A 23934-nucleotide genomic window follows, 5' to 3' on the forward strand; every position below is an offset into this window, starting at 1 on the left:
AAAACCTTGACGTCTACTTTATCCCGCTATTTGCCGGGCAGTAAAACTCCCACCTCAAAATTCGGCTTGAGCAAAGAAGTTAGGTGGAAGCCCTGCTGCCCGTAAACGCTCGATTGGTGAAGGCTAATAATCAGTGGGGATGAACAAAATCCCCACTGATTAAAGTTTCACTTTATAATATAAAAAGGGGGTGGACTATTGAAAATCAGGCAAGGTAAATATGAAGAAATAAAAGTACGCGATAGAATTCCAGGGATGGTTGAATATATAGATGATACGATGTTACCTACTGGTTTTCACTATTATATTCCTCCTCACTGGCATAGAAGTATTGAAATTAGCCTAGTCGTATATGGAGAGGTTTTCTTGTATGTGAATGGGCAAAAAAAGAAAGTATCCGCTGGCGAATTTATTTTTGTGAATAGTGGCGATGTTCATGAATTCGAAAAAGTTAAAAATACAAGTTGTGCAGTAATGATGTTAATTATTTCTTATGAATTTCTTAAAGAGGTAAATGGAGATTTTGATAAATATAGATTTAATATAAAAGAATCAGTTGTTCAGAAAACTAACCTCCAGCAAATATTTTATGAATTAAAGGAGTTAGTCACAAATTCTGATGATTTAAGTTACATAAAAATTAATAGTTTAATTTATGAAATTGTTTATATTCTATTGCGATATTGCAAAGAAGGAGAGAGTATAGACAATAATTATCAACTTGGAAATAAACAGAAAGAAATGATTACGTATATTTATAAACATTATGATGAAGAACTTAAACTGAAAGATGTAGCTAAACATTTTTTTGTAAGTGAAGAGCATTTTTCCCGTATGTTCAAAAAATCGTTCGGATCAAATTTCACCACTTTTTTAACGAGATACAGGCTCTATAAAGCGTATGAAGATATTATTAATAGTACAAATTCTATACAAGATATAGCAGTGAAACACGGATTTCCAAATGTAAAATCATTTATTTCACAGTTTAAAGAAAAATACGGATATACACCATTACAGTATAGGAAAAATATCATATCAAAAAATGACAATAATCGAATCAAATATGAACAACAATAAAAATACGTTCCATGGTACATTTTGTACATGGAACGTATTTTTATTTAGTAAACGGGAAGTTATATAATCCTGAATAATGAAAGCGTTTGAATTTAGAGGGGAGAAATATTAGATGACTAGAAAATATGACTTAAACCTATTAGAAAAAATTCAAGAAAAACAAGAAATCATTAATGTACAGGGGGCGAAAGTTTTAGTAAAAAACATACCAGATTGTGATGAAAAAGGAGCGATGGATCCACGTCTTTATAAGGACACGAAGGTTCAAATGAATGTAATGAGGTTTATGCCTAAAAATATGATGAAAATGGACGCTTCTGAAAAATCGGTAAGGAATATGCGAAAACAATTTAATGGAATTAAGAGTGTTCCAATTGTCACTAAAGACGTTAATATTACGCATAAAACAGTGAAAGCGGAAGATGGATATGATATTCCGATAAGAATTTATAACAGTGTTTCTAAACAAGAGAATGCGCCAGTTTTATACTTTATTCATGGTGGTGGATTTATGGCAGGATCACCAGATGTAGTAGAAGAACTTGTGAAATTGATAGTAGAAAAAACGGATATACTAGCCGTTTCTGTGGATTATCGATTAGCTCCGGAAAATCCTTTTCCAACTGGGCATACAGATTGCTACACTACTTTAAAGTGGATTTATGAAAATGCTGAAATACTAGGCGGTGATAAGAATAATATCTTTGTTGCTGGTGATAGTGCAGGAGGGAACTTAACACAGTATTGTACAACTAGAGATATGGAAGATGGTAGGAAGTACGTGAAGGGACAGTTACTTCTGTATCCTACAATTAATATGTGTGATTATAAAGATGAATTTTATTCTTGGAGTATAGATAAATATGAAATTGCTCCTAAGTATAAAAAAGGATTAGAAAAAATGCTTAATATAATGCATTCAATGGTTGGAGGTATGTCAGAAGTACTTGGTACGAAAGAAATTCATTCGAAGTATTTAAGTCCATATGTTGATGTATCCCCAGACTATCCAAGTACATTTATTACGGTAGGAGAGCATGATTTTTTAATGATAGAATGTTTAGCGTATGCAGCTAAATTGACTAAAAAAGGAGTGGATACTGAAACGGTCCTTTATCGTGGTTTAGGGCACGCTTATGGAGATAATGTAGGGGTTTATCCTCAAAGTGAAGATTTAGCAATTGAGATGGGGGATTTTATATTAAAGCATAGTGGAAAGTAGGAGAAATGATGGGAAATAGAAAAGTGATATTAATTTCCAGCTTCGCTATTTTACTATGTATCTTTGCATTTACAGACTTACAAATATCCAATAGTTTATATGAACCAACTAATAAGATTGCTCTTTTTTTACAAGCTATAGGAGAAATTCCAGCTATGCTTATTGCCTTATTTTCTAGTATGTATTTATTTAAAACTAGAAAGAATAAAGGTTCAAGAGGGTATTATCTATCTGGAATTGGCTATGGAGTAATCATTCTTTTGTTCGCTTTTATAGCTTCATTTATGCTAGTACATTATTTAACCATTTCAAAATATTTAATTCCAATTTTTATGCTTTGCTTTATAGTAGCTTGTTATATGATTTCTAAATCATGGAGTAGAGAACGATATCGTCATATGATTTCTATTGGATCATTTGAAGGATTTTCAAAATGGTTTATACCTCAAGGAATTGCTAAAAGTGATGAGTTTATGTCATTCCCTTCAGGCCATAGTGCTAATGCAGCGTTAGTCATTTGGTTTAGTTTATTACCAGAATACTTTGCTTCGTTAAAAAGAAAAAAAATAGGTGTTTGGATTCTCATTCTTTTATGGATGATAATAGTACCAATGAGTCGTATTGTGGTAGGAGCCCATTTTGCTTCAGATGTTACAGTTGGAGTCGCTATTTCAGTTACTGTTTTTATGTGTTTGAAAAAATTTATATGGAAAGATAAGAAAAATAAACGCACAAATAATAATGATGTTCTTCCACATTCATTGAATCGGTAATAAGAAAGTCTTTTCCTTTGAGGGAATATAATAATTAATGCATGGCTTGTTCATTAAGCTGTTTTGTTGAACTACTCACCACTTAACATTCTCACGGACTGTTTGAAGTGGGAGATTCCTAAGTACAGAAACCTAACGGTTTCTAATTCATTAGGCTATCCCCGTAGTTCCTACGGTTAAGAGACGAATTGCTTCATTTCTAAGATTGAGTGCTGCATTTCGATCTCTATCGTGATGTGCGCCACAAGAAGGGCAATCCCACTCACGAATGGTTAGATTTTTAACGTCTTTGTTTTTGTATTCACAATTGGAGCATAATTGACTAGAAGCAAATGTTTTAGATACTATAACAACTTGTTTGCCATACCATTTTGCTTTATATTCCAACATAGTCCGAAATTGTGACCAAGATACTTCACTAATCGCTTTTGCAAGCTTTCTATTTTTGAGCATGTTACTGACTTGTAAGTCTTCCATACCGATAACATCGTGGTTTTTGATGATTTCAGTAGAAAGTTTATGTAAGTAATCAGCTCTTGCATTTGCAATATGTTCATGGATTCGTGCAACGTTCACACGTTGTTTATTCCAGTTCGAAGAACCTTTTGTTCTTATAGAAAGGATACGTTGTGCTTTCGCTAACTTCTCTTCTAATGTACGGAAGAATTTAGGGTTCTTGTATGTTGTGCCATCAGAAAGAATGGCAAAATCTTTTAATCCAACATCAATTCCACAAGTGGAATCAGTTTTAGGCATTTCTTGTACGCTTGTTTGAACAAAGATAGATACAAAGTATTTACCACTTGGGTTACGACGAATCGTTGCATGCAAGATACGCCCTTCTACTTCACGACTTTTAGCAAAGCGAACAAGGCCAAGTTTCGGTAATTTTATTGTGTTGCCTACAATTCCAATATTTCCGTTTGTTTGCTTAGTTGTGTAGGATTGAACTGTATTCTTTTTAGACTTGAATCGAGGCATATCATTCTGTTTCTTGAAAAAACGTGAAAAAGCATCTGCGAGGTTTTTTAATGTGGATTGAAGAGCGATACTATCTACTTCTTTTAACCAAATCGTATCCTGTTGCTTCTTTAATTGAGTAAGCTTGGCAGAGCAAGAAAAGTAGGTTAACCCTTTTCTAGCTTCTTTATACGTATCATTCCAAAGAGCAAGGGAATAGTTAAATACAAAGCGACTGCAACCGATTGTTTTAGCAATTAATATTTCTTGTTTCTTATTCGGGTAGATACGAAATTTATATGCTTTATTTACTAACATAGGTTGCACCTCACTTTTTCATCGTATATCTACAGTATACAAAAAAACGTAGGCTTACGCCTACTGACATTCATCTCCCACCTAAAATTGGTGTTTCACACCTTCACATTTTTGAGGAAGGAGTCTTCTGTCAGAAAACGATAAATAAGTTAGCATTTGGGTTATCCTCATTTTATTTATTAAATTCAATAATAGGATTGGTTGCAAGGTGAATTTCTAATTCCGAAATAATAGAGGGAAGAGTAATCTTCCCTCTATTTAATTTGTTATTTAATTTTCGTAAATGTAAGAGGCTGAGTACTTAAAGTTGCAGGTACGTGTAATTGAAGAGTCGGGAATTCACCATTTACATTCATATCATAAGCGAATAAAAGCCCCATTTTCATTTGGAACAAACTAATTGATGCTGAGAAGATGTTGTAATGATGATGTTTTAGCTGAAATTCCATATCCATAAATTGTACATGTAGGAAATCATCTTGTTTGTATACTTTCAGTGTTCCATAAGCGGGATGCTCAAAAGTTCCAGTGTAGTCATCTAATGCATGAGAAGGGGTAGTCCTTTTTATTGGTTCGGGAAGTGATGTAGTTGCCTCTTTCATCATTTCTTTCATTTTTTCACTATCTTCTACAGCGCGTTCATGCCAGTCGATATATTCTAGTCCGAGAAGTTCGTCGTAAATATGTTTTGTAATATAAGTAGGGAGTACAGTTTGCCCTGAATTTGTTAATACGATAATACCGATATTTTCGTTGGGCATAAATGACGCAAGTGCAGAAAATCCATCAATATTACCACCATGATGAATAAGTTTATAACCGCGGTAAGCACTAATAAACCAACCTAGTCCATAGCTATTTAATGGTGATTCACTTGTTGATAACATTGGCTGATCCGGGATTGGAGTGTGTGGTGTATACATTTCTTGGAGTAGTTCAGTAGAAATCAAATCATGATTTTCTGTTTTTCCTTCGTTTAAATGAAGCAAAACCCATTTTGCCATATCTTCAATGGTAGAATTAATACATCCAGCCGCTCCAACTGTATCAATATTTCGGAATGGAATTTCTTTCATTTCACCATTATCTTCAGTGTAAGGTAATGCGTAATCATCTGTATTTTGTGAGTCTGTAACAGATAAGTTTGTATGCCTCATATTTAAAGGTTCTAAAATATGTTCTGCAACGTATTGCTCCCACGTTTGATTCGTAATGTTTTCTACAATATAACTAATTGTCGCATACATTAAGTTGTTATAAAGAAATGCTGTGCGGAACGGTGCATCAAGTGATAAATGTTTTATTTTTTCAACAAGATCTTTTCGAGTTAAGGAAGAACTGTACCAAAGAGCATCGTGACGACTTACCCCAGTACGATGAGAAGCTAAATCTCGTCCTGTAACTTGCGATTTAGCGAGCATATCGGATAGAGAGAAGTTAGGTACGTAAGTTTGGACAGGAGTATCCCAATTAAACTTTTTTTGCTGTGCTAATAAGCTTAATGAAAGCGTACCGAATGCTTTCGTCGCAGAACCGATTGCGAATCGTGTCTGCGGAGTAACAGCCTCTTTTTTCTCTATGTTACGATAGCCGAAACCTTCTGAAATAATTACCTCACCATCTTTTATAACAGCTACAGCCGCTCCAGGAACGTGTAAATCCTTCATCATCTTCTCAACCTTATGTTGTAACGTACTTAAAACAGGAGTTTTGATTTTAGACATGCTTCCAACCTCCAAATATAATTTTTATGTTCCGCACTATACTTTCTGTAATAGAAAAGTGAAAACCTTTTTTAATATTGAAAGTTAATAATTTTGTAAGAAATATTGAAAGAATTTTTATTAATTTGGATTATTAAATTCGCTGTTTTTCATGTTATGATAAATCTCATATACGATTGAAAGAAGGTTTTTCTACATATGAAACATGCTGAATATGAATACTTAAATTTATGCCGTCATGTAATGGAGCACGGTACGAAGAAAGAAGATCGTACAGGGACAGGTACTGTATCTGTATTTGGATATCAAATGCGTTTCGATCTAAGTAAAGGATTTCCTTTATTAACGACAAAGAGAGTGCCATTTCGCCTAGTAGCAAGTGAACTGCTTTGGTTTATGAAAGGTGATACAAACATTCGCTATTTATTGCAACATAATAATAATATTTGGAATGAATGGGCGTTTAAGAGCTGGGTAGAAAGCGATGAGTATACTGGCCCTGATATGACAGATTTCGGTCTTCGCTCACAACAAGATGAGGAATTTAAAGTGCAGTACGATGAGCAAATGGAATTGTTTAAAAAGAACGTTTTAGAAGATGATGATTTCTCGAATAAATATGGTTATTTAGGAGATGTATACGGAAAGCAGTGGCGTGCCTGGAAAACGACAGCTGGTGAGACGCTTGATCAATTAAAAGATGTAATTGAAATGATTAAAAAAACGCCAGACTCCCGTCGCTTAATTGTTTCTGCCTGGAATCCTGAAGATGTACCAAGTATGGCATTACCACCTTGTCATACGCTATTCCAGTTTTATGTAGCGGATGGCAAACTTTCTTGTCAGTTATATCAAAGAAGTGGTGACATATTCCTTGGAATTCCATTTAACATTGCAAGTTACTCATTACTAACACATTTAATCGCACATGAATGTGGTCTTGAAGTGGGAGAATTTGTTCATACAATTGGAGATGCACACATTTATACGAATCATTTTGAACAAGTAGAAAAGCAATTGGCACGTGAACCACGTCCATTCCCGAAACTTACATTAAATCCAGATGTGAAATCTGTGTTTGATTTTGAAATGGAAGATTTAACGATTGAAGGATATGATCCACACCCAGCAATTAAAGCACCGGTTGCAGTATAATTGTAGAGGAGATGAAAAAATGATTGTTTCATTTATGGTCGCAATGGACGAGAATAGAGTAATTGGCAAAGATAATAATTTACCTTGGCGTTTACCAAGTGAATTGCAGTATGTAAAGAAAACAACGATGGGCCATTCACTTATTATGGGGAGAAAGAACTACGAAGCGATTGGTAGACCACTGCCTGGAAGACGTAATATTATTGTAACACGTAATGAAGGGTATCATGTTGAAGGTTGTGAAGTAGCACATTCTGTAGAAGAAGTGTTTGAACTATGCAAAAATGAAGAGGAAATCTTTATTTTCGGCGGAGCACAAATTTATGATCTCTTTTTACCTTACGTAGACAAGTTATATATAACAAAAATCCATCATGCATTTGAAGGAGATACATTCTTCCCAGAAATGGATATGACAAATTGGAAAGAAGTTTTTGTTGAAAAAGGTTTAACGGATGAAAAGAATCCGTATACGTACTATTATCATGTATATGAGAAGCAACAATAATAAGAAGGATTGATGTGAAATTCACATCAATCTTTTTATTTGTATTCGTTAATATAAGTTTATAGATGATATTCAATAGTGCTATAATGAAATCTAGCATGTAAAAATGCTAAAATTTTCAAAAGTATTCATATAGAAAGAGGAGGAGAATCGATTGAAAAAGATATGGGGGATTCTTTTTCTTTGCTTAACGTTCATGTTAGTTGGATGCGGTAAAGAAGAAAAACCACAAGAAGCGTTTGATACATATACAAAAGCATGGAATAAACAAAAATTTGCAGAAATGTATGATCAATTATCAGAAAAGGCAAAAAAAGATATTTCAAAGAAAGAGTTCACTGAGAAATATGAAAAAATTTATTCTGGCATTGAAGTGAAAAACTTAAAAGTAGAAGCGGGAGAAGTAAAAGAAGATAAAAAAGATGAAGGTCCTGTTCCTTTTAAAGTAAGTATGGATACAGTTGGTGGTAATATCTCTTTTGGCCATGAAGCAAAAATGGTGAAAGAAAAAGATGGAGATAAAGAATCTTGGAAAATAGATTGGACTCCTGATTTCATTTTCCCTGGCATGACAAAAGATAGTAAAGTGCGTATGCAGGCAACACAACCAAAACGTGGTGAAGTTTACGATCGTAATGGAAAAGGTCTTGCGACGAATGGGAAAGCTTCTGAGATTGGAATTATTCCAGAAAAATTAGATGAAACTGCTCCGCAAACGAAAGAAGCAGTAGCGAAGTTGTTAAATATGTCTGTAGAAGAGATTGATCAAAAACTAGCTGCGAAATGGGTAAAACCAGGGTATCTCGTACCAATTGGAATTTTGCCTGAGGGAGCAACGCAAAATACGTACATCGATTTACCTGGTGTTGCAGCAAAACCTGTAAATGTTCGTACATATCCGTTAGGGGAAGCAGCAGCGCATCTTACTGGTTATATCGGAAAAGTAAATGCAGAAGATTTAAAAACGCTTCAAAAGAAAGGCTATCAAGCCGATGATCCAGTTGGTAAAGCTGGATTAGAGCAAGTATTGGAAGAACAGCTACGCGGGAAAAAAGGTGGCCGTGTCTTCATGGAGGATGCACAAGGAAAAGAAATTAAAAATTTAGCGAAAACAGATGCTGTTGATGGAGAAAATGTAACTTTAACTATCGATAGTGTTGTTCAAGAAAAAACGTATAATGAAATGAAAGGAGAAGCTGGTTCAAGTGCGGCAATTAATCCGAAAAGTGGAGAAACAATTGCTCTTGTAAGTAGTCCAGCTTATAATCCTAATTTAATTGCACGAGGAACATCAAAAGCACAGCGCGAGGCTTGGAATAATGACCCGAAAAAACCGATGACGAATCGATTTACACAATTATCGGTACCAGGTTCTGTATTTAAGCCAATTACAGGTGCAATTGGTCTTGAAACAAAAACAATCGATCCAAAAGAAGAATTGAAAATTGAAGGACTGAAATGGACGAAAGATTCTTCTTGGGGCAATTATTACGTAACACGTGTAAAAGATGCAAATCCGATTGATTTTGATAAGGCGATGAAATACTCGGATAATATTTATTTCGCACAAGAAGCTTTGAAAATTGGAAAAGATAAATTTATGGCTGGGGCGAAAAAATTCGGATTTGATGAGAAATTACCAATTGAATACGGATTCCCAGCTTCTAAAATCGCAAATGATGGCATAAAAAATGATATTCAAATGGCAGATACAGGATATGGACAAGGACAAGTCTTAATGACTCCTCTTCATTTAGCTTTAACGTATGCACCGATTGTAAATGATGGAACGATTCCATCGCCATATCTTATTAAAACAGATAAACAACCAAAAGCTTGGAAAGAGAACGTGATTTCTAAAGAAAATCAAGATATATTGAAAACGGCTTTAACGAAAGTAATTAACGATCCAGATGGTACGGGGAAAATTGCGAAAATTGATGGTATGACCCTTGCTGGTAAAACAGGAACAGCAGAATTAAAAGTATCAAAAGAGGCAGAAGGAAAAGAACTAGGTTGGTTCGCTGCGTTTGATTTAAATTCACCTGATATGGTTATTACAATGATGATTGAAGATGTAAAAGGTAGAGGTGGAAGTAATATTCCAGCTGAAAAAGTGAAACATGTTTTTCAAAAGTAGTAATTGAAGAAGACTATCTCCATGAAATATGGAGATAGTTTTTTATTTGATTAAAACCTTAATATTTATATACAAAAAATAACTGAAATAATATAACTTATTAACTTACGAAAAAAAAGTAGCTATTTTTATTGACATCCATTAAAACTTTTTGTATTATACTTACATAAGGTAAGTTATTTACTATAAAATAATAAATCTCGAATTAAAGATAAATTAGAAAAAGGGAGATAATACAATGACAAAAGTACTATTTATTACAGCAAATCCAAATTCAGCAGAAGGTTCTTTCGGTATGGCAGTAGGGGAAGCTTTCATCGAAGCATATAAAAACGAACATCCACAAGACGAAGTTGTAACAATTGATTTATTCAATACAACTGTACCAGCAATCGATGCAGACGTATTCGCTGCTTGGGGTAAATTTGCAGCAAGTGAAGGATTCGAAGCTTTAAGTGAAAATCAGCAACAAAAAGTTGCAGCAATGAACAATAACTTAGAAACATTTATGCATGCAGATCGCTATGTATTCGTGACTCCAATGTGGAACTTCAGCTACCCAGCAGTAGTGAAAGCATACTTAGATAACTTATCAATCGCAGGTAAAACATTTAAATATACTGAAAATGGTCCAGTTGGCTTACTAGAAGGAAAAAAAGCACTTCATATTCAAGCTACAGGCGGCGTTTACTCTGAAGGAGCATACGCATCTATGGACTTCGGTCGCAATCATTTAAATGCAGTATTAGGATTCATGGGTGTATCAGACACTGAATATATTGCAGTTGAAGGAATGAATGCAAATCCTGAAAAAGCACAAGACATTAAAGAAGCAGCAATTGCAAGTGCACGCGAATTAGCAAAACGTTTCTAATATAGAAAACTTCAAAATGTCCAAACACTTGTTGTTTGGACATTTTTTCTTCTTTTTCCTTCGTTTGTCTAGTATAATGAAGGTCGGAATGATAATAGGTGGGGGTTCTGTATGATTCAAACGTTTTTTAAAATCTTTTATTTAATTTTAATCGTAATTGCGATTACACCAAGGTTGTGGCGTATAAAAAGAAAAGCAAATGCGATGTCACCGCAAGAAAAAGATAGTGTTGTGTATAAAACAACAAACTGGTTTGGTAAGAAAATGGTGCGTGTAACTGGATCGACTGTAGAAGTAAAGGGACTTGAAAATGTTCCGAAAGACAAGCCAGTGCTAGTTGTAAGTAATCATCAAAGTAATATGGATATTCCTGTGTTATTAGGTTACTTAAATAAGCCAATTGGATTCGTTTCAAAAGCGGAAATTAAAAAGTTTCCGGTTGTGCCAACATGGATGGAACTAATGAATTGTGTGTTTATGGACCGCAGTGATCGTCGTCAATCTCTTAAGGCAATTAAAGATGGAATTGAACTGTTAAAGAGCGGGCATTCTATCGTGATTTTTCCAGAGGGAACGAGAAGTAAGGGTGGCGAAATCGGTGAGTTTAAAGCAGGGAGTTTTCACCTTGCTGTAAAATCTGGCGTATCTATATTACCAGTAACTTTAGATGGTACATATAAGATGTTTGAGGCTAATGGAAATCGTATGAAACCAGCTCATGCAACATTAACAATTTCTAAGCCAATTACACCTGAAGAATATGCAAGTATGGATGCTAAAGAGTTAACCCAGCATACAAAAGATATTATTGCATCTCAATTACATAAGTAATAAAAAAAGTTTCAGCTTAAACAAGCTGAAACTTTTTTTATGCTGCGGGTAAGACATAAAACAGTACGCAGAAAAACATCATTGTACTACCGCCTAGTACGAAGAGATGCCAAATGGCATGATTGAACGGAAGCTTTTCCCAAAGGAAGAATATAGCTCCGACAGAATACAAAATGCCGCCTATTAATAGTAGTGAGAAGCCGTGACCGGTTAAATTTTCATAAAGGGGTTTAATGGCAACGATGATGAGCCAACCCATAATGATATAACATAATGTTGATGTTTTAATAAAGCGACGAACAAAGAAAATTTTGAAAATAATGCCACCAATCGCAAGGGTCCAAATAATTGCGAGTAAAGTCCAACCGAGCGGGCCACGCAGTGTAATGAGTAGAAATGGTGTATACGTGCCGGCAATTAATAAATATATGGCGGAGTGATCTAAAATGGTAAATAACTTTTCTACTTTTGGATGATGGATGCTATGTAGCAGTGTAGAAAATAAGTATAGTAAGAACATGCTTACGCCATAAACGGTAAAGCCAACAACAGCAGATGCTGTGCCATGTTTGGAAGCATGAATAATTAATATGATTAAGGCAGGGATGCTTAAAATGGCACCGATACCATGGGTAATTGCATTCGCAATTTCTTCTTTTACAAATTGGGTCATTCTTTTAATTTTTTGCGTCATAATGTTAATCCCTTTCACTGTATTGAGATAAGTTATATTTTCCTTAACCATATCATATACAAAAGGAATAGAAAATGATATTTAATTGATTATATTTTTGAATTTTTTTGACAAAAGACAACGGATACATTGACGTTTACGAAATTTTTTGACAAAATGAACTTATGGAATAGTAGGACAAGGAATCTACTTATGAAGGGGATGGGGAAATGTTTTCAAATATCGGCTTTCCGGGGTTAATTTTAATTTTAGTAGCAGTGTTAATTTTATTTGGCCCAAAAAAGTTACCGGAAATTGGGAAAGCTTTAGGGGAAACGTTAAAAGAATTTAAAAAATCAACAAAAGAATTGACTGATGAGGCATTTCAAGAGAAAGAAAAAAATAAATAAAAGAATATGCTGAAGTTTTTCTCGGAATGGATAAATAAAGTGTGGTGAACGAGATGGAAGATCGGGAAATGAGCGTAGTAGAACATATTGTTGAGCTTCGCAAACGAGTAATATATACAGTATTATCCTTTGTATTATTTTTAATTATTGGATTTACTTTTACGAAGGATATTTATTTTTGGCTTGTAAAAGATTTACCAATGAAATTAACTGTTCTCGGTCCAAGTGATGTGTTGTGGATTTTTTTCTCGATTGCTACAGTATTTGCTATCGTTTGTACAATTCCTTTTGCTGCGATACAAATTTGGTTATTTGTAAAACCAGGTTTACATCCCAATGAACAAAAAATGACATTAATGTATATACCGGTATTGTCTATATTATTTATAGCAGGCCTATCTTTCGGTTATTTTATCGTCATGCCATTTTTATTTCATTTCCTAACTACAATTGGTAATGAGATGTTTAATACGATGTTTACAACGGAAAAATATTTTCATTTCGTATTAAATTTAACAGTTCCGTTTGCTGTTATATTTGAATTACCTGTAGTTGTTATGTTTTTAACGAGTATAGGTCTTCTAACGGCAGAATTTCTTCAGAAAATAAGAAGATATGCTTATGTCGTGTTGATTATAATTGCATCATGTATATCGCCGCCAGATTTTTTATCACATAGTTTAGTAGCGGTACCGCTTATTTGTATTTATGAAATTAGTATCGCTTTATCAAAGATAGTTAGTAAACGAAAACAGAAAAGAGAAGAAGAAATACAGTCGAAAAGTGCCTCGTTATAAAGGCACTTTTTAATTTATTTGTTATACTCTAGCTATAATTGTATACAATATATAGAAGGAAAAAATTATAGAATCTCCAAAATTTAGACAAACTTTTCATTTTTATAAGTTTATACTGAAGTTATCAAGCTATATATGGGTAATAAGACTCCCGTCTCAAAGGATATATAGGACAGGGTTCGAATTAGGTGGATATAAATGAAGTATTAACTTCTAAATGGGGCAGCTTAAGGATATTTTAGTATTCATAGGAAACCTACACTAAAAAACGTGTTAAAGAATAAAGTGGAGGAAGTTCAAAAATCCAACGAAAAAGAGGATTGATATTGTGATTACGAAAAGTTTTTATTTCACTCATGCAACAGGGAATTGTATTAAAATATTTGAAATCCCTGTCCTACAAACACAGCATCCATTAGCGTTTCTAATTCAGTCTCGTCTTCAATTATTTATTGCAAAAATTCAAAAACATAAAAACCCAAGATTCTCGTACTCTTTCCGTGAATATTTACAAAGTTGTTTGAAGTGGAATGATTATTCAAATGTATATAAGACAAATACTCTTGAAAAGAATGCATAATACACAGCAGGGACAGAGTTAGGTAGGCTCTGTCTTTTTTATTTTAGGTATAAAAATATAATTAATTTGGTGAAATTCATTCGAAATTGTTGAAAGCCTCGGGAATGCTAGTATAATAACAGGGAGAGCGTATTGGAAAGGGAAGAATATAATATGCAAAAAATTAAAATTGTAACAGATTCAACGGCAGATTTATCAAAAGATATACTTGAGAAGTATGATATTCATGTTTTACCATTATCTATTTCTGTAAATGGACAAACATACTTAGATCGTGTAGATTTACAACCGGATGAATTTATTGAAGAAATGATTAAATCAGAAGAATTACCAAAAACATCACAACCGGCTATGGGTACATTTGTAGAAATGTATGACAAGCTAGGCGAAGACGGAAGCCAAGTGCTTTCTATTCATATGACAGGTGGAATGAGCGGTACTGTCGCAACAGCGAATAGTGCTGCATCAATGACAGATACAAAAGTAACAGTTGTTGATTCTCAATTTATTACACATGCTTTAGCATATCAAGTAATTGAAGCTGCAAAAATGGCAAAAGAAGAATGCTCACTAGAAGATATTTTAAAACGTATTGATGAAGTAAGAAAGAATACTCGTTTATATGTTGTCGTAGATACATTAGAGAACTTAGTGAAGGGTGGACGTATCGGTAAAGGGAAAGCTTTTATCGGTTCATTACTTAATATTAAACCTATTGCAAGTTTAGAAGGCGGCGTATATAATCCGGTAACGAAAGTACGTAGCCAAGGGCAGATTGTAAAAACGTTGGCTAAACTATTCGAGGAAGATACTGCTGGAAAAGTGGTGAAAGCTGTTGCGATTCCACATGCTAAAGCAATTCCTTTAGCAGAAAGTGTAAAAGCTGCTGTTGAAAAAGTGAATGGATTCACTCAATCAGAGATTTTCTTTACAACACCAGTTATCAGTACTCATACAGGACCAGGAGCAATTGGTTTTATGTATTTAGCAGAGTAATAAAAAAGCTACTTGAAATGAATTTTCAAGTAGCTTTTTTATTATTTCAGGACAGAAAATAAGAAATGAGAAGGGCAATACAGGCGCTACCGCTAATTATATAGCGAGTCTGTAAATAATCTTTCATGGAAAACACCCTTTTCAATTTTTTAAAGTATATGATAAATTACTCGCAAAAATTAGTACTATTATACATGAGAAGTTTCTGTGATTTTTACTGGTTCTTTAACTGGGACAATAGGGCTATAAGTGAAAGTTTGACCTAAAAAGAGAACATGTAGTTGTTCCCACGGTAGCATTCGTAAATTCCAGTTATTTCGTAGTCGTGTTACTGCTTCCCTTGGTGTTTCATCTGCTAAAGCAAAAGTACCGAAGTGCATGGGAATGAAATGTGTAGCTTTTATATCTAGATACGCTTGCACAGCTTCTTCTGGTGAAACGTGAGACACTTTCATAAACCATTCTGGTTCATAGGCACCAATTGGCATAAGTGCAATATCGATTGAAAAACGTTTGCCGATCTCTTTAAATCCTTGGAAATAACCACTATCACCACAAAAATAAATGGTTTCTGAAGAAGTCATATTATCAATGATCCATCCTCCCCAGTGAGAGGTGTTCATATCAAATAATGTTCTTCTCGTCCAGTGCTGGGCAGGTACGAAGTGAAAAGAGACTTCATCAATTGTTGTACTTTCCCACCAGTTGTATTCTTCTACATTGGTGAATTTTTTACGAGTAAATAATTTTTTTAGCCCAATAGGAACAAGGTATAAGGTATCATCATTTAGTTGACGAAGAGATGAAAAGTCTAAATGATCGTAATGACCGTGTGAAATAAGAACGATATCGATTTTAGGTAGTTCTTTTATAGTGAGCCCTGGCTCAGTAAGTCGTGGAACTAACTTTAATTTATTTGCCCATACTGGATCTGTTAAAATATTTAAGCCGTTCGTTTGAATGAGAAAAGTTGAATGACCAATCCATGTGACAGTCGTTTTTTCAAAGTTATTTAGTAGAAATTTACTTTGTTTAACAGGTGATTGTTCTACTAGAAAAGAAAAGTCTTTTTTGTTTTGCTTTCTCTCTTTACGCCAACGTAAGAAGGCGCGAATTGATTTTTTTGTACTTGCATTATCCATATTTTCATAGCGCTTTGCCATGAACATCACCTCATTTAAAATCGTTGTAGTTGTATTGTACCGAAATGTTGTTAAGGAATACAGTGTTTAACATGGATTAATGTTTAAGTAATTGTAAAAAAATAGGGGGATTTATTTACAAATTTAACAATGAACTTCGTTTCGCAAATAATGGTTAGAGAAATAATAGTAGTAAAATATATTTTGTCTAGTAATTCGCTTAAAATAAAGAAGTAACATACGTAAATTCGTACGATTTCGTGAACAAATGATGTAAACAATTTTCTCATAGTGTTTACTTTTGTTATGATATACATAACTTACATAAATTAAGGATAGAGAAAAGAGGTTTAATAATGAAGCGTTATCAAAAGTTAATTGGTCTTATGGTTGTATTTTGTCTCTTTGTACTTTCAGGTTGTAGCAGTTCAGGGGCAAAACTCCGTAAACCGTTAAACTGGGATTTGGAAACTTTCCAATTTACAAATCAAGAAGGAAAGCCGTTTGGTACAAAAGATTTAAAAGGGAAAGTTTGGGTAGCTGATTTCATGTTTACAAACTGTCAAACAGTTTGTCCGCCAATGACTGCTAATATGGCGAAATTACAGAAAATGGCTAAGGAAGAGAAATTAGACGTTCAGTTTGTTTCGTTTAGTGTAGACCCTGAACTTGATAAACCAGAAAATTTGAAAGCATTCATTCAAAAGTTTACAGAGGATACAAGTAACTGGAACTTGTTAACTGGTTATTCACTGGAGGATATTACAAAGTTTTCAAAAGATAACTTCCAGTCGCTTGTAGATAAACCAGAGAATGGGCAAGTAATACACGGTACATCATTTTTCTTAGTCGATCAAAATGGAAAAGTAATGAAAAAATATAGCGGCATTAGCAATACGCCATACGAAGATATTATACGTGATATGAAGCGATTAGCTTCTTAAAAAGAAGGGTGCTAAGCACCCTTCTTTTATTAGTATTCAGTCTATGGATAATATGTCATGCTGTTGTGGTAATTTCGGTGCGCGAATTTCTAATACACCGTTTTGATAAGAAGCTTTCGTTGCTTTTTTATTAATTAAATATGGTAACTTAATAATTCTTGACGCTTCTGAAATGGAACGTTCTCGGCGATAATAGTTATGAGATGTTTGTTCTTCTTCCGTCTCTTCAAGTATATCTTCTTTTACAGAGACTTTTAAGTATTCGCTTTGTATTTCAATTTGAATTTGTTCTTTTTGTATACCTGGTAGTTCGGCTGTAACGACGAGTTCGTCACCAACTTCGTATAAATCTACTGGGAATGTTAATAAACGGTTTCCTTTTTGGAAAAAATGATTTAAATCAGCAATTACGCCACGAAGAGGCGTTTGTTCGAAAAAATCATCAATTTGTTTTAAATAATTACGAACTGGTGGGCGAGAAGAATCTTTTTTTTCTTCACTCATGGTATTACCTCCTAGAAATCAATTTGCAATATCATATGACAAAAGCGGAGAAAGGTGAGTGCCTAGTTTTCATGTTTTCATAAAAAAATGTTAAAAATGTGAAATGGAGTGAGTTTTTTATAGTTTTTGGTCGCCATATTCAGTTGATTATGCTAGTATAAATAGGGTTGATATAGTAGTATTGAGACAGAATGAAAACTGAAAGAGGGTAAGAAGTATGTGTGGTTTTGTAGGATGTTTATGTGAAAACCCTAGAGAGTTTTCAGAAACCGAAAAACATCAATTTGAAAATATGAACACGATGATTTTCCACCGCGGTCCAGATGACGAAGGATATTTTCGTGATGAACATGTACAATTTGGCTTCCGCCGTTTAAGTATCATTGACTTAGAGGCAGGACATCAGCCGTTAACTTATGAAAATGATCGATATGTAATTATTTTTAATGGTGAAATTTACAATTATGTAGAACTACGTGAAATGTTACTTGAAAAAGGTGCAACTTTTGCTACACAATCTGATACAGAAGTTATCATTGCATTGTATGCACATATGAAAGAAAAATGTGTAGACTACCTTCGTGGTATGTTCGCATTTATGATTTGGGATCGTGAAGAAAAGACACTTTTCGGTGCACGTGACCACTTCGGTATTAAGCCTTTATACATCGCACAACAAGGTGATACTACATTCTTCGCATCTGAGAAGAAAAGTATTATGCATGTAATGGAAGACAAAGGGGTAAACCCAAAGTCACTACAACACTACTTTACGTACCAATATGGTCCAGAGCCAGAAACATTAACAATTGATGTTAACAAAATTGAGCCTGGTCATTACTTCGTAAAAGAAATCGGTAAAGAGATGGAAATCCATCGCTACTGGAATCCTTATTTCAACGCTTCAAGCGCAACGAAAGAGGAGCATATCCAAGCAATTCGTGATGTATTATACGATTCTGTAAAAGTACATATGCGTAGTGATGTACCAGTAGGTTCTTTCTTATCTGGTGGTATCGATTCATCTATTATTGCTTCTATCGCAAGAGAAATGAATCCAAATCTATTAACATTCTCTATTGGTTTCGAACAACGCGGTTTCAGTGAAGTTGATGTTGCGAAAGAAACTGCTGAGAAATTAGGAGTTAAAAACCATAACGTATTCATTACAGCGCAAGAATTTATGGATGAGTTCCCAAAAATCATTTGGCATATGGATGATCCTTTAGCGGATCCAGCAGCTGTACCATTGTATTTCGTTGCGAAAGAAGCGCGTAAACATGTAACGGTTGTTCTTTCTGGTGAAGGTGCAGACGAGCTATTTGGTGGATATAACATTTATCGTGAGCCAAACTCGTTAAAAATGTTCTCTTACATTCCTAGCCCAGGAAAGAGTGTTCTAAAGGCATTAAGTGGTGCTCTTAAAGAAGGGTTTAAAGGAAAAAGCTTCTTAGAGCGTGGATGTACGCCAATTGAAGAGCGTTACTATGGAAATGCGAAAATCTTCCGTGAAGAAGAGAAAGCTGAATTAATGAAGTATTACGATGAAAGTGTTAACTATATGGATATCACGAAACCATTGTATAACGAAATTAAAGATTATGATGATGTAAGTAAAATGCAGTACATTGATATGTTCACATGGTTACGCGGCGATATTTTATTAAAAGCTGATAAAATGACGATGGCAAATTCATTAGAACTTCGTGTACCGTTCTTAGATAAAGAAGTATTTGACGTTGCATCTAAAATTCCGACAGAATTTAAAATTGCAAACGGAACAACGAAAGCTATATTACGTGAAGCTGCTCGTGGAATTGTTCCGGATCACGTGTTAGATCGTAAAAAGCTTGGATTCCCAGTACCAATTCGTCACTGGTTAAAAGATGAAATGCACGATTGGGCTGTAAATATTATTAAAGAAAGCAAAACTGAGCATTTAATCGAAAAACAGTATGTATTAAACTTACTGGAAGCACATTGTGCAGATAAAGGCGATTATAGCCGTAAAATTTGGACTGTACTTGCGTTTATGGTATGGCATCAAATTTATGTTGAGCATAAATACGATACGAATAAGTTCCACGAAGAAACAAAGCGTGCGTATAGCTTAGTTTAATAAAAAACCTTAAGGTCGCATTCGATCTTAAGGTTTTTTTCATAAATTGCATTTATTATTGATACAATAATAGTAAAAGGATGGACAACATATGATTACATTTGAGAAAGTAAATACAGAAAATGAAAGCGCTGTAAAAGAAATGTTTCACTCACACAGCTTAGATGAGAAAAAGGTTCAGTATTGTGTAAAGGCTGATGATACATATATTGGTGTAATAGATTATAGCGTTCAAGAAGAGAGTGCTATTTTGTCACAGTTAATTATTCATTTTGATTATCAAGGTTATGGATACGGGACAAATACGTATTTTACATTTGAAGAAATGATGAAACAGAGAAATGTGAAAGAAATAAAAGTATTGCAAGAGATGTTTACGGAACAAGCTAAATCTTTCATAGAGGGATCTGGTTTTATTGAGGAAAATGGAATATATGTAAAGAAAATATAGTGAATATTGATTAGGTGATGATATGAATATAAGGTAGGTGGACGTATGACGATAACTTCTGGTCTTGTATTAGTTGGAGGTTGTTTTATAGTAGCAGAACTATGCCAGACTTTTATTCGGAAAAGAATGTATAAGAAGAGAAGACCATATGAATTACAATATATACCCGTGTTTGTAATTTTGTTTTGTATGCTATATGTATTGCAAAACATAACGTATTTCCCACCTCTTTTGAACATCTTTTTGAAGTTTGGGTTGCTATATAGCGGCGGTGGGATATTTCTTTTATTTCTTTTATTTTGCATACGTTACATCCATTATCAATCGTATATATTCATTTTAAATTGGCTAAAGCAAAGCGATAGAAACCGCCTTACATAAGGGGGTTTTTTTATTTGTACTTGTAACGGAACTTGTACAATTAACATAAAATAGGACGAGTAGAAATGAAAGCTTATTACAATAAAGAAAGGAATGAAAAAGATATATGAAACTTGTTATAGACGCAGGGCATGGTGGATATGATTCTGGTGCTGTTGGTAATGGGTTAGTGGAAAAAGAGTTAACACTTCAAATTGCTAGACGTGTGCGAGATATTTTATCTGCAAATTACCCAATCAATATTAAAATGACACGTGATAGTGATGTATTTATCTCTTTATCAGAACGTGCTAATATTGCTAATTCATTTGGTGCAGATTATTTTATCTCATTTCACATTAATAGTGGCGGTGGCACTGGATTTGAAAGTTATATTTACAATGCGCTATCTAATAGTAGTTCCGCATATGAAAAGCAACAAAAAATGCATGCAGCAGTCAATCCTGTATTAACAAAATATGGTCTTCGTGATCGAGGGGCAAAAAAAGCAAATTATGCGGTACTAAGGGAGACTGCAATGGATGCAATTTTAACTGAGACTGCTTTTATTGATACAACATTTGATGCTAATTTATTGAAAAATCCACAATTTATCGAAGATCTAAGTCAAGCATATGCAAACGGAATAGCAGCTATTTTTGGAGTAGCTCCAAATCCGAATCCTCCAAATCCACAACCTCCAAATCCTCAGCCAACACCACAAACGAAGGGGATTGCTTATATCCTTGGGGAAAATGTGAATTTAAGAAGTGGTCCATCAACGTCTTCTTCGGTTATTCGTCAACTAAACTCCCCAGAATCGTATGTCGTATATCAGGAAAGTAACGGATGGTTAGACTTAGGAAATGGACAATGGGTGTATAATGACCCTTCGTACATTAATTTTGTAAAGACGAGCAATAGCGATGGAAGTGCAATTGGTGTCGCATATATACAAGGAACGAATGTGAATTTAAGAAGTGGTCCATCAACATCTTCTTCAGTTATTCGTAAATTAAATAATCCAGAATCTTATTTAGTATATATTAATCAAAACGGTTGGTTGAACCTTGGTGGAAATCAATGGGTGTATAATGATCCATCATATATTAAATATAATCAATATTAGGAAATGAGTTTATAATGTAATATGAATGCGTATTTATGTATAACGTAGATACGCATTTTAAGAACGTTTATTATTTTCATACTTATACACTTTATTTTAAAAATAAACATTTGAATAGCGGATAGAATCTAAAATATATATATTGAAAAAGTTTTCTGATATACATTGACAATGTATGTAATATACATTAATCTTTAATTGTTAATGATAATCGATTTCATCTAGGGAGGACATATGGTACATAGCAAAAAAATATTTATGTTCTGCATTATGATACTTATGGTAATAATCGCAGGGTGTAGCAAAGAAGAGAAAAAAGAAAATGATACATCGGCTAAAGCAAAAGATTCGTATACTGTAAAGCATGCAATGGGTGAAACAACAGTAAATGGTACACCTAAAAAAGTAGTTGTTTTAACAAATGAGGGTGCGGAGGCGCTTTTAGCTGTCGGAGTAACACCAGTTGGAACTACAAAACCACGTGCTGGTGATGAATGGTATCCTCATTTAGCGAAAGATTTAAAAGATACGAAAGTTGTAGGTACTGAGCGTGATATTAATTTAGAGGCAGTTATGAAGCTTAAGCCAGATTTAATTATCGGGAATAAAATGCGTCATGAAAAAATATATGAGCAATTGAACGAAATAGCGCCAACTGTGTACGCTGAAACATTGCGCGGGGATTGGAAAGAAAACTTTACACTCTATACAAAAGCTGTAAATAAAGAAAAAGAAGGGCAAAAGGCTCTTGAAGATTATAAAAAGCGTATTGAAGGAATGAAAGAGAAGTTAGGAGATAAATTGAATTCTAAAGTTTCTATTATTCGCTTCGTACCAGGTGACGTTCGTATTTATCAGAAAAACTCATTCTCAGGTGCTGTTTTAAATGATATTGGATTTAAGCGACCACCACTACAAGATAAAGATGAGTTTGCGATAAAAGGAATTACAAAAGAGCAAATTCCGAATATGGATGGGGACTACATATTCTACTTCACATCTGATAAAGATGCAGATAAGAATAACGAAGGAACCACGTTAGCAAAAGAATGGACAGAAGACCCACTCTTTAAGCAGCTGCAGGCTTCTAAAGACAATAAAGTATTCCAAGTGGATGAAGTAATTTGGAATACAGCAGGCGGTATTAAAGCAGCAAATTTAATGTTAGATGATATTGAAAAATATTTTCTGAAATAAATGAATGGTTGAGTGCATCACTTTAAATAGGTGATGTACTTTTTTTGTTTAGTTAAATACAGAAAATTCCTTCTTTTAAGTGTGGATAAGTTGTACAATAAAACCAATCATGGAATAAAGGAGTGGAAAGGAATGAAAGCTACTTATAAAGATTGGATTTTGTTTAACGGAAGAATTGTGAATACGAAGGAAGAACAGCCGATGGTCCCATTAGAGGAGAGGGGCTTTCAATTTGGTGATGGCATATATGAAGTATTTAGGCTATACGATGGGAAGCCTCATTTATTAGACTTACATTTGGAACGCTTTTTTAAATCTATGAGGGAAATAAATATTGTTCCGCCGTTTACAAAGGAAGAGTTAGTTGAAGAACTTCATCAAATGATTGAAAAAAATCAATTTCAAGAAGATGGGAATGTGTATCTTCAAATATCACGTGGTGCTCAAGCTCGAAATCATGTGTATGAAAAAGATTTACAACCAACATATTTTGCGAATATTGTTTCGTTTCCAAGACCTACTACTACTATGGAACAAGGAATAAAGGTTACTGTAGAAGAGGATATACGCTGGAAGTTCTGTCATATAAAATCTTTAAACCTTCTACCTAATATCATGATTAAAAATAAAATAAACGAGCAGGGGTATCAAGAAGCGATATTAGTACGAGATGGAGTTGTAACAGAAGGGTGTCATTCGAATTTCTTTATGGTGAAAAATAATAAATTAATTACACATCCGGCCGATAATTTCATTCTACACGGCATTACTCGTCACTACGTTATTACATTAGCGAAAGCTTTACATATTGAAGTAGAAGAGCGTGAATTCTCATTGCAAGAAGTATACGAGGCTGACGAATGTTTCTTTACAGCGACACCACTTGAAATATTCCCTGTTGTTCAAATTGGTGATGAGAAGTTTGGAAGCGGCGAAAGAGGACCAATTACGAAAAAACTACAAGCTGCATATGAAGAAAGTATTAGTTTGTTTAAAGTGACAAATTAATAATGAGGGAAAAAGCTGGTATTCCCCCAGCTTTTTTTC

At 34.1% G+C, this 23934-nt stretch carries 24 protein-coding genes; 19 read left to right on the forward strand and 5 right to left on the reverse strand.

The window, feature by feature from the left end; all coding sequences use genetic code 11:
- Nucleotides 1-198: 198 nt before the first annotated feature.
- From QCI77_RS11060 to QCI77_RS11070, 3 genes are all read left to right on the forward strand, one after another.
- On the forward strand, nucleotides 199-1080 hold the full coding sequence (locus tag QCI77_RS11060) for an AraC family transcriptional regulator (RefSeq protein WP_078176655.1): 882 nt from the start codon (nucleotides 199-201) through the stop codon (nucleotides 1078-1080).
- Between the two features lie 112 nt (nucleotides 1081-1192).
- Nucleotides 1193-2302: an alpha/beta hydrolase gene (locus QCI77_RS11065; protein WP_113768881.1), complete on the forward strand. Its 1110-nt coding sequence runs from the start codon at nucleotides 1193-1195 to the stop codon at nucleotides 2300-2302.
- A gap of 8 nt (nucleotides 2303-2310) precedes the next feature.
- The gene (locus QCI77_RS11070) at nucleotides 2311-3075 is read left to right on the forward strand and encodes a phosphatase PAP2 family protein (protein ID WP_353824919.1); all 765 of its coding nucleotides are present in this window, start codon (nucleotides 2311-2313) and stop codon (nucleotides 3073-3075) included.
- 150 nt (nucleotides 3076-3225) lie between these two features.
- On the opposite strand, the gene tnpB is transcribed toward QCI77_RS11070, so the two are convergent.
- Complete coding sequence (gene tnpB, locus QCI77_RS11075) at nucleotides 3226-4353, reverse strand: IS200/IS605 family element RNA-guided endonuclease TnpB (RefSeq protein ID WP_353824920.1); 1128 nt, start codon at nucleotides 4351-4353, stop codon at nucleotides 3226-3228.
- Between the two features lie 266 nt (nucleotides 4354-4619).
- The gene (locus QCI77_RS11080) at nucleotides 4620-6077 is read right to left on the reverse strand and encodes a serine hydrolase (protein WP_353824921.1); all 1458 of its coding nucleotides are present in this window, start codon (nucleotides 6075-6077) and stop codon (nucleotides 4620-4622) included.
- Nucleotides 6078-6275: 198 nt separating this feature from the next.
- Between QCI77_RS11080 and QCI77_RS11085 the strand changes: the two genes are divergently transcribed.
- The 5 genes from QCI77_RS11085 (at nucleotide 6276) to QCI77_RS11105 (ending at nucleotide 11585) form a co-directional block, all read left to right on the forward strand.
- Nucleotides 6276-7232, forward strand: a complete 957-nt coding sequence (locus QCI77_RS11085) for a thymidylate synthase (RefSeq protein WP_002085878.1) — start codon at nucleotides 6276-6278, stop codon at nucleotides 7230-7232.
- 19 nt (nucleotides 7233-7251) lie between these two features.
- A complete protein-coding gene (locus tag QCI77_RS11090; RefSeq protein WP_000637214.1) occupies nucleotides 7252-7740 on the forward strand; it encodes a dihydrofolate reductase in 489 nt (162 codons plus the stop codon).
- 154 nt (nucleotides 7741-7894) lie between these two features.
- A complete protein-coding gene (gene pbpC, locus QCI77_RS11095; protein WP_061673896.1) occupies nucleotides 7895-9880 on the forward strand; it encodes a penicillin-binding protein 3 in 1986 nt (661 codons plus the stop codon).
- A 238-nt stretch (nucleotides 9881-10118) separates the two neighbouring features.
- Nucleotides 10119-10754, forward strand: coding sequence for an FMN-dependent NADH-azoreductase (locus QCI77_RS11100; RefSeq protein ID WP_353824922.1), 636 nt, complete (start codon nucleotides 10119-10121; stop codon nucleotides 10752-10754).
- Nucleotides 10755-10865: 111 nt separating this feature from the next.
- Complete coding sequence (locus QCI77_RS11105; protein WP_002141628.1) at nucleotides 10866-11585, forward strand: lysophospholipid acyltransferase family protein; 720 nt, start codon at nucleotides 10866-10868, stop codon at nucleotides 11583-11585.
- Nucleotides 11586-11622: 37 nt separating this feature from the next.
- Here QCI77_RS11105 and trhA read toward each other — a convergent pair whose 3' ends face one another.
- Nucleotides 11623-12279 carry a PAQR family membrane homeostasis protein TrhA gene (trhA, locus tag QCI77_RS11110; RefSeq protein WP_002085872.1) on the reverse strand — a complete coding sequence of 219 codons (657 nt, stop codon included), beginning with the start codon at nucleotides 12277-12279 and terminating at the stop codon, nucleotides 11623-11625.
- Nucleotides 12280-12488: 209 nt separating this feature from the next.
- Here trhA and QCI77_RS11115 point away from each other — a divergent pair, with 209 nt between their 5' ends.
- The 4 genes from QCI77_RS11115 (at nucleotide 12489) to QCI77_RS11130 (ending at nucleotide 15041) form a co-directional block, all read left to right on the forward strand.
- Nucleotides 12489-12668, forward strand: coding sequence for a twin-arginine translocase TatA/TatE family subunit (locus QCI77_RS11115; RefSeq protein ID WP_002012719.1), 180 nt, complete (start codon nucleotides 12489-12491; stop codon nucleotides 12666-12668).
- A gap of 53 nt (nucleotides 12669-12721) precedes the next feature.
- The gene (gene tatC, locus QCI77_RS11120) at nucleotides 12722-13465 is read left to right on the forward strand and encodes a twin-arginine translocase subunit TatC (protein WP_012260868.1); all 744 of its coding nucleotides are present in this window, start codon (nucleotides 12722-12724) and stop codon (nucleotides 13463-13465) included.
- A gap of 328 nt (nucleotides 13466-13793) precedes the next feature.
- Nucleotides 13794-14045 (forward strand): DUF2535 family protein, encoded by a 252-nt coding sequence (locus tag QCI77_RS11125; protein ID WP_002012715.1) that lies wholly within the window; start codon nucleotides 13794-13796, stop codon nucleotides 14043-14045.
- A 153-nt stretch (nucleotides 14046-14198) separates the two neighbouring features.
- Nucleotides 14199-15041 carry a DegV family protein gene (locus tag QCI77_RS11130; protein WP_061673909.1) on the forward strand — a complete coding sequence of 281 codons (843 nt, stop codon included), beginning with the start codon at nucleotides 14199-14201 and terminating at the stop codon, nucleotides 15039-15041.
- 188 nt (nucleotides 15042-15229) lie between these two features.
- Here QCI77_RS11130 and QCI77_RS11135 read toward each other — a convergent pair whose 3' ends face one another.
- The gene (locus QCI77_RS11135; RefSeq protein WP_353824923.1) at nucleotides 15230-16204 is read right to left on the reverse strand and encodes an MBL fold metallo-hydrolase; all 975 of its coding nucleotides are present in this window, start codon (nucleotides 16202-16204) and stop codon (nucleotides 15230-15232) included.
- A 335-nt stretch (nucleotides 16205-16539) separates the two neighbouring features.
- Between QCI77_RS11135 and QCI77_RS11140 the strand changes: the two genes are divergently transcribed.
- Complete coding sequence (locus tag QCI77_RS11140) at nucleotides 16540-17127, forward strand: SCO family protein (protein ID WP_242247421.1); 588 nt, start codon at nucleotides 16540-16542, stop codon at nucleotides 17125-17127.
- A gap of 36 nt (nucleotides 17128-17163) precedes the next feature.
- On the opposite strand, the gene QCI77_RS11145 is transcribed toward QCI77_RS11140, so the two are convergent.
- A complete protein-coding gene (locus QCI77_RS11145) occupies nucleotides 17164-17631 on the reverse strand; it encodes an Hsp20/alpha crystallin family protein (RefSeq protein WP_002012708.1) in 468 nt (155 codons plus the stop codon).
- 217 nt (nucleotides 17632-17848) lie between these two features.
- Here QCI77_RS11145 and asnB point away from each other — a divergent pair, with 217 nt between their 5' ends.
- The 6 genes from asnB (at nucleotide 17849) to dat (ending at nucleotide 23895) form a co-directional block, all read left to right on the forward strand.
- Entirely contained in the window at nucleotides 17849-19750 is a 1902-nt protein-coding gene (asnB, locus tag QCI77_RS11150) for an asparagine synthase (glutamine-hydrolyzing) (protein ID WP_002012706.1), read from the forward strand.
- Between the two features lie 91 nt (nucleotides 19751-19841).
- On the forward strand, nucleotides 19842-20201 hold the full coding sequence (locus QCI77_RS11155) for a GNAT family N-acetyltransferase (RefSeq protein WP_113768884.1): 360 nt from the start codon (nucleotides 19842-19844) through the stop codon (nucleotides 20199-20201).
- A 45-nt stretch (nucleotides 20202-20246) separates the two neighbouring features.
- The gene (locus QCI77_RS11160; protein ID WP_113768885.1) at nucleotides 20247-20582 is read left to right on the forward strand and encodes a hypothetical protein; all 336 of its coding nucleotides are present in this window, start codon (nucleotides 20247-20249) and stop codon (nucleotides 20580-20582) included.
- A 106-nt stretch (nucleotides 20583-20688) separates the two neighbouring features.
- A complete protein-coding gene (locus QCI77_RS11165) occupies nucleotides 20689-21690 on the forward strand; it encodes an N-acetylmuramoyl-L-alanine amidase (protein WP_002141633.1) in 1002 nt (333 codons plus the stop codon).
- Between the two features lie 234 nt (nucleotides 21691-21924).
- Nucleotides 21925-22887, forward strand: coding sequence for an ABC transporter substrate-binding protein (locus QCI77_RS11170; protein ID WP_002127211.1), 963 nt, complete (start codon nucleotides 21925-21927; stop codon nucleotides 22885-22887).
- A gap of 132 nt (nucleotides 22888-23019) precedes the next feature.
- A complete protein-coding gene (dat, locus tag QCI77_RS11175; RefSeq protein ID WP_353824924.1) occupies nucleotides 23020-23895 on the forward strand; it encodes a D-amino-acid transaminase in 876 nt (291 codons plus the stop codon).
- The last annotated feature ends 39 nt before the right edge of the window (nucleotides 23896-23934 follow it).

Source organism: Bacillus cereus group sp. MG9, assembly GCF_040459995.1.
Taxonomy (GTDB): Bacteria; Bacillota; Bacilli; order Bacillales; family Bacillaceae_G; genus Bacillus_A; species Bacillus_A mycoides.

Coding starts and splice junctions, on each gene's coding strand:
- trhA (WP_002085872.1), bottom strand. CDS start 12,279: ATGACGCAAAAAATTAAAAGAATGACCCAATTTGTAAAAGAAGAAATT.
- QCI77_RS11135 (WP_353824923.1), bottom strand. CDS start 16,204: ATGGCAAAGCGCTATGAAAATATGGATAATGCAAGTACAAAAAAATCA.
- QCI77_RS11145 (WP_002012708.1), bottom strand. CDS start 17,631: ATGAGTGAAGAAAAAAAAGATTCTTCTCGCCCACCAGTTCGTAATTAT.
- QCI77_RS11165 (WP_002141633.1), top strand. CDS start 20,689: ATGAAACTTGTTATAGACGCAGGGCATGGTGGATATGATTCTGGTGCT.
- QCI77_RS11115 (WP_002012719.1), top strand. CDS start 12,489: ATGTTTTCAAATATCGGCTTTCCGGGGTTAATTTTAATTTTAGTAGCA.
- tnpB (WP_353824920.1), bottom strand. CDS start 4,353: ATGTTAGTAAATAAAGCATATAAATTTCGTATCTACCCGAATAAGAAA.
- QCI77_RS11085 (WP_002085878.1), top strand. CDS start 6,276: ATGAAACATGCTGAATATGAATACTTAAATTTATGCCGTCATGTAATG.
- QCI77_RS11130 (WP_061673909.1), top strand. CDS start 14,199: ATGCAAAAAATTAAAATTGTAACAGATTCAACGGCAGATTTATCAAAA.
- QCI77_RS11090 (WP_000637214.1), top strand. CDS start 7,252: ATGATTGTTTCATTTATGGTCGCAATGGACGAGAATAGAGTAATTGGC.
- QCI77_RS11065 (WP_113768881.1), top strand. CDS start 1,193: ATGACTAGAAAATATGACTTAAACCTATTAGAAAAAATTCAAGAAAAA.
- QCI77_RS11170 (WP_002127211.1), top strand. CDS start 21,925: ATGGTACATAGCAAAAAAATATTTATGTTCTGCATTATGATACTTATG.
- QCI77_RS11160 (WP_113768885.1), top strand. CDS start 20,247: ATGACGATAACTTCTGGTCTTGTATTAGTTGGAGGTTGTTTTATAGTA.
- dat (WP_353824924.1), top strand. CDS start 23,020: ATGAAAGCTACTTATAAAGATTGGATTTTGTTTAACGGAAGAATTGTG.
- QCI77_RS11140 (WP_242247421.1), top strand. CDS start 16,540: ATGAAGCGTTATCAAAAGTTAATTGGTCTTATGGTTGTATTTTGTCTC.
- QCI77_RS11155 (WP_113768884.1), top strand. CDS start 19,842: ATGATTACATTTGAGAAAGTAAATACAGAAAATGAAAGCGCTGTAAAA.
- QCI77_RS11080 (WP_353824921.1), bottom strand. CDS start 6,077: ATGTCTAAAATCAAAACTCCTGTTTTAAGTACGTTACAACATAAGGTT.
- QCI77_RS11070 (WP_353824919.1), top strand. CDS start 2,311: ATGGGAAATAGAAAAGTGATATTAATTTCCAGCTTCGCTATTTTACTA.
- tatC (WP_012260868.1), top strand. CDS start 12,722: ATGGAAGATCGGGAAATGAGCGTAGTAGAACATATTGTTGAGCTTCGC.
- asnB (WP_002012706.1), top strand. CDS start 17,849: ATGTGTGGTTTTGTAGGATGTTTATGTGAAAACCCTAGAGAGTTTTCA.
- QCI77_RS11105 (WP_002141628.1), top strand. CDS start 10,866: ATGATTCAAACGTTTTTTAAAATCTTTTATTTAATTTTAATCGTAATT.
- QCI77_RS11100 (WP_353824922.1), top strand. CDS start 10,119: ATGACAAAAGTACTATTTATTACAGCAAATCCAAATTCAGCAGAAGGT.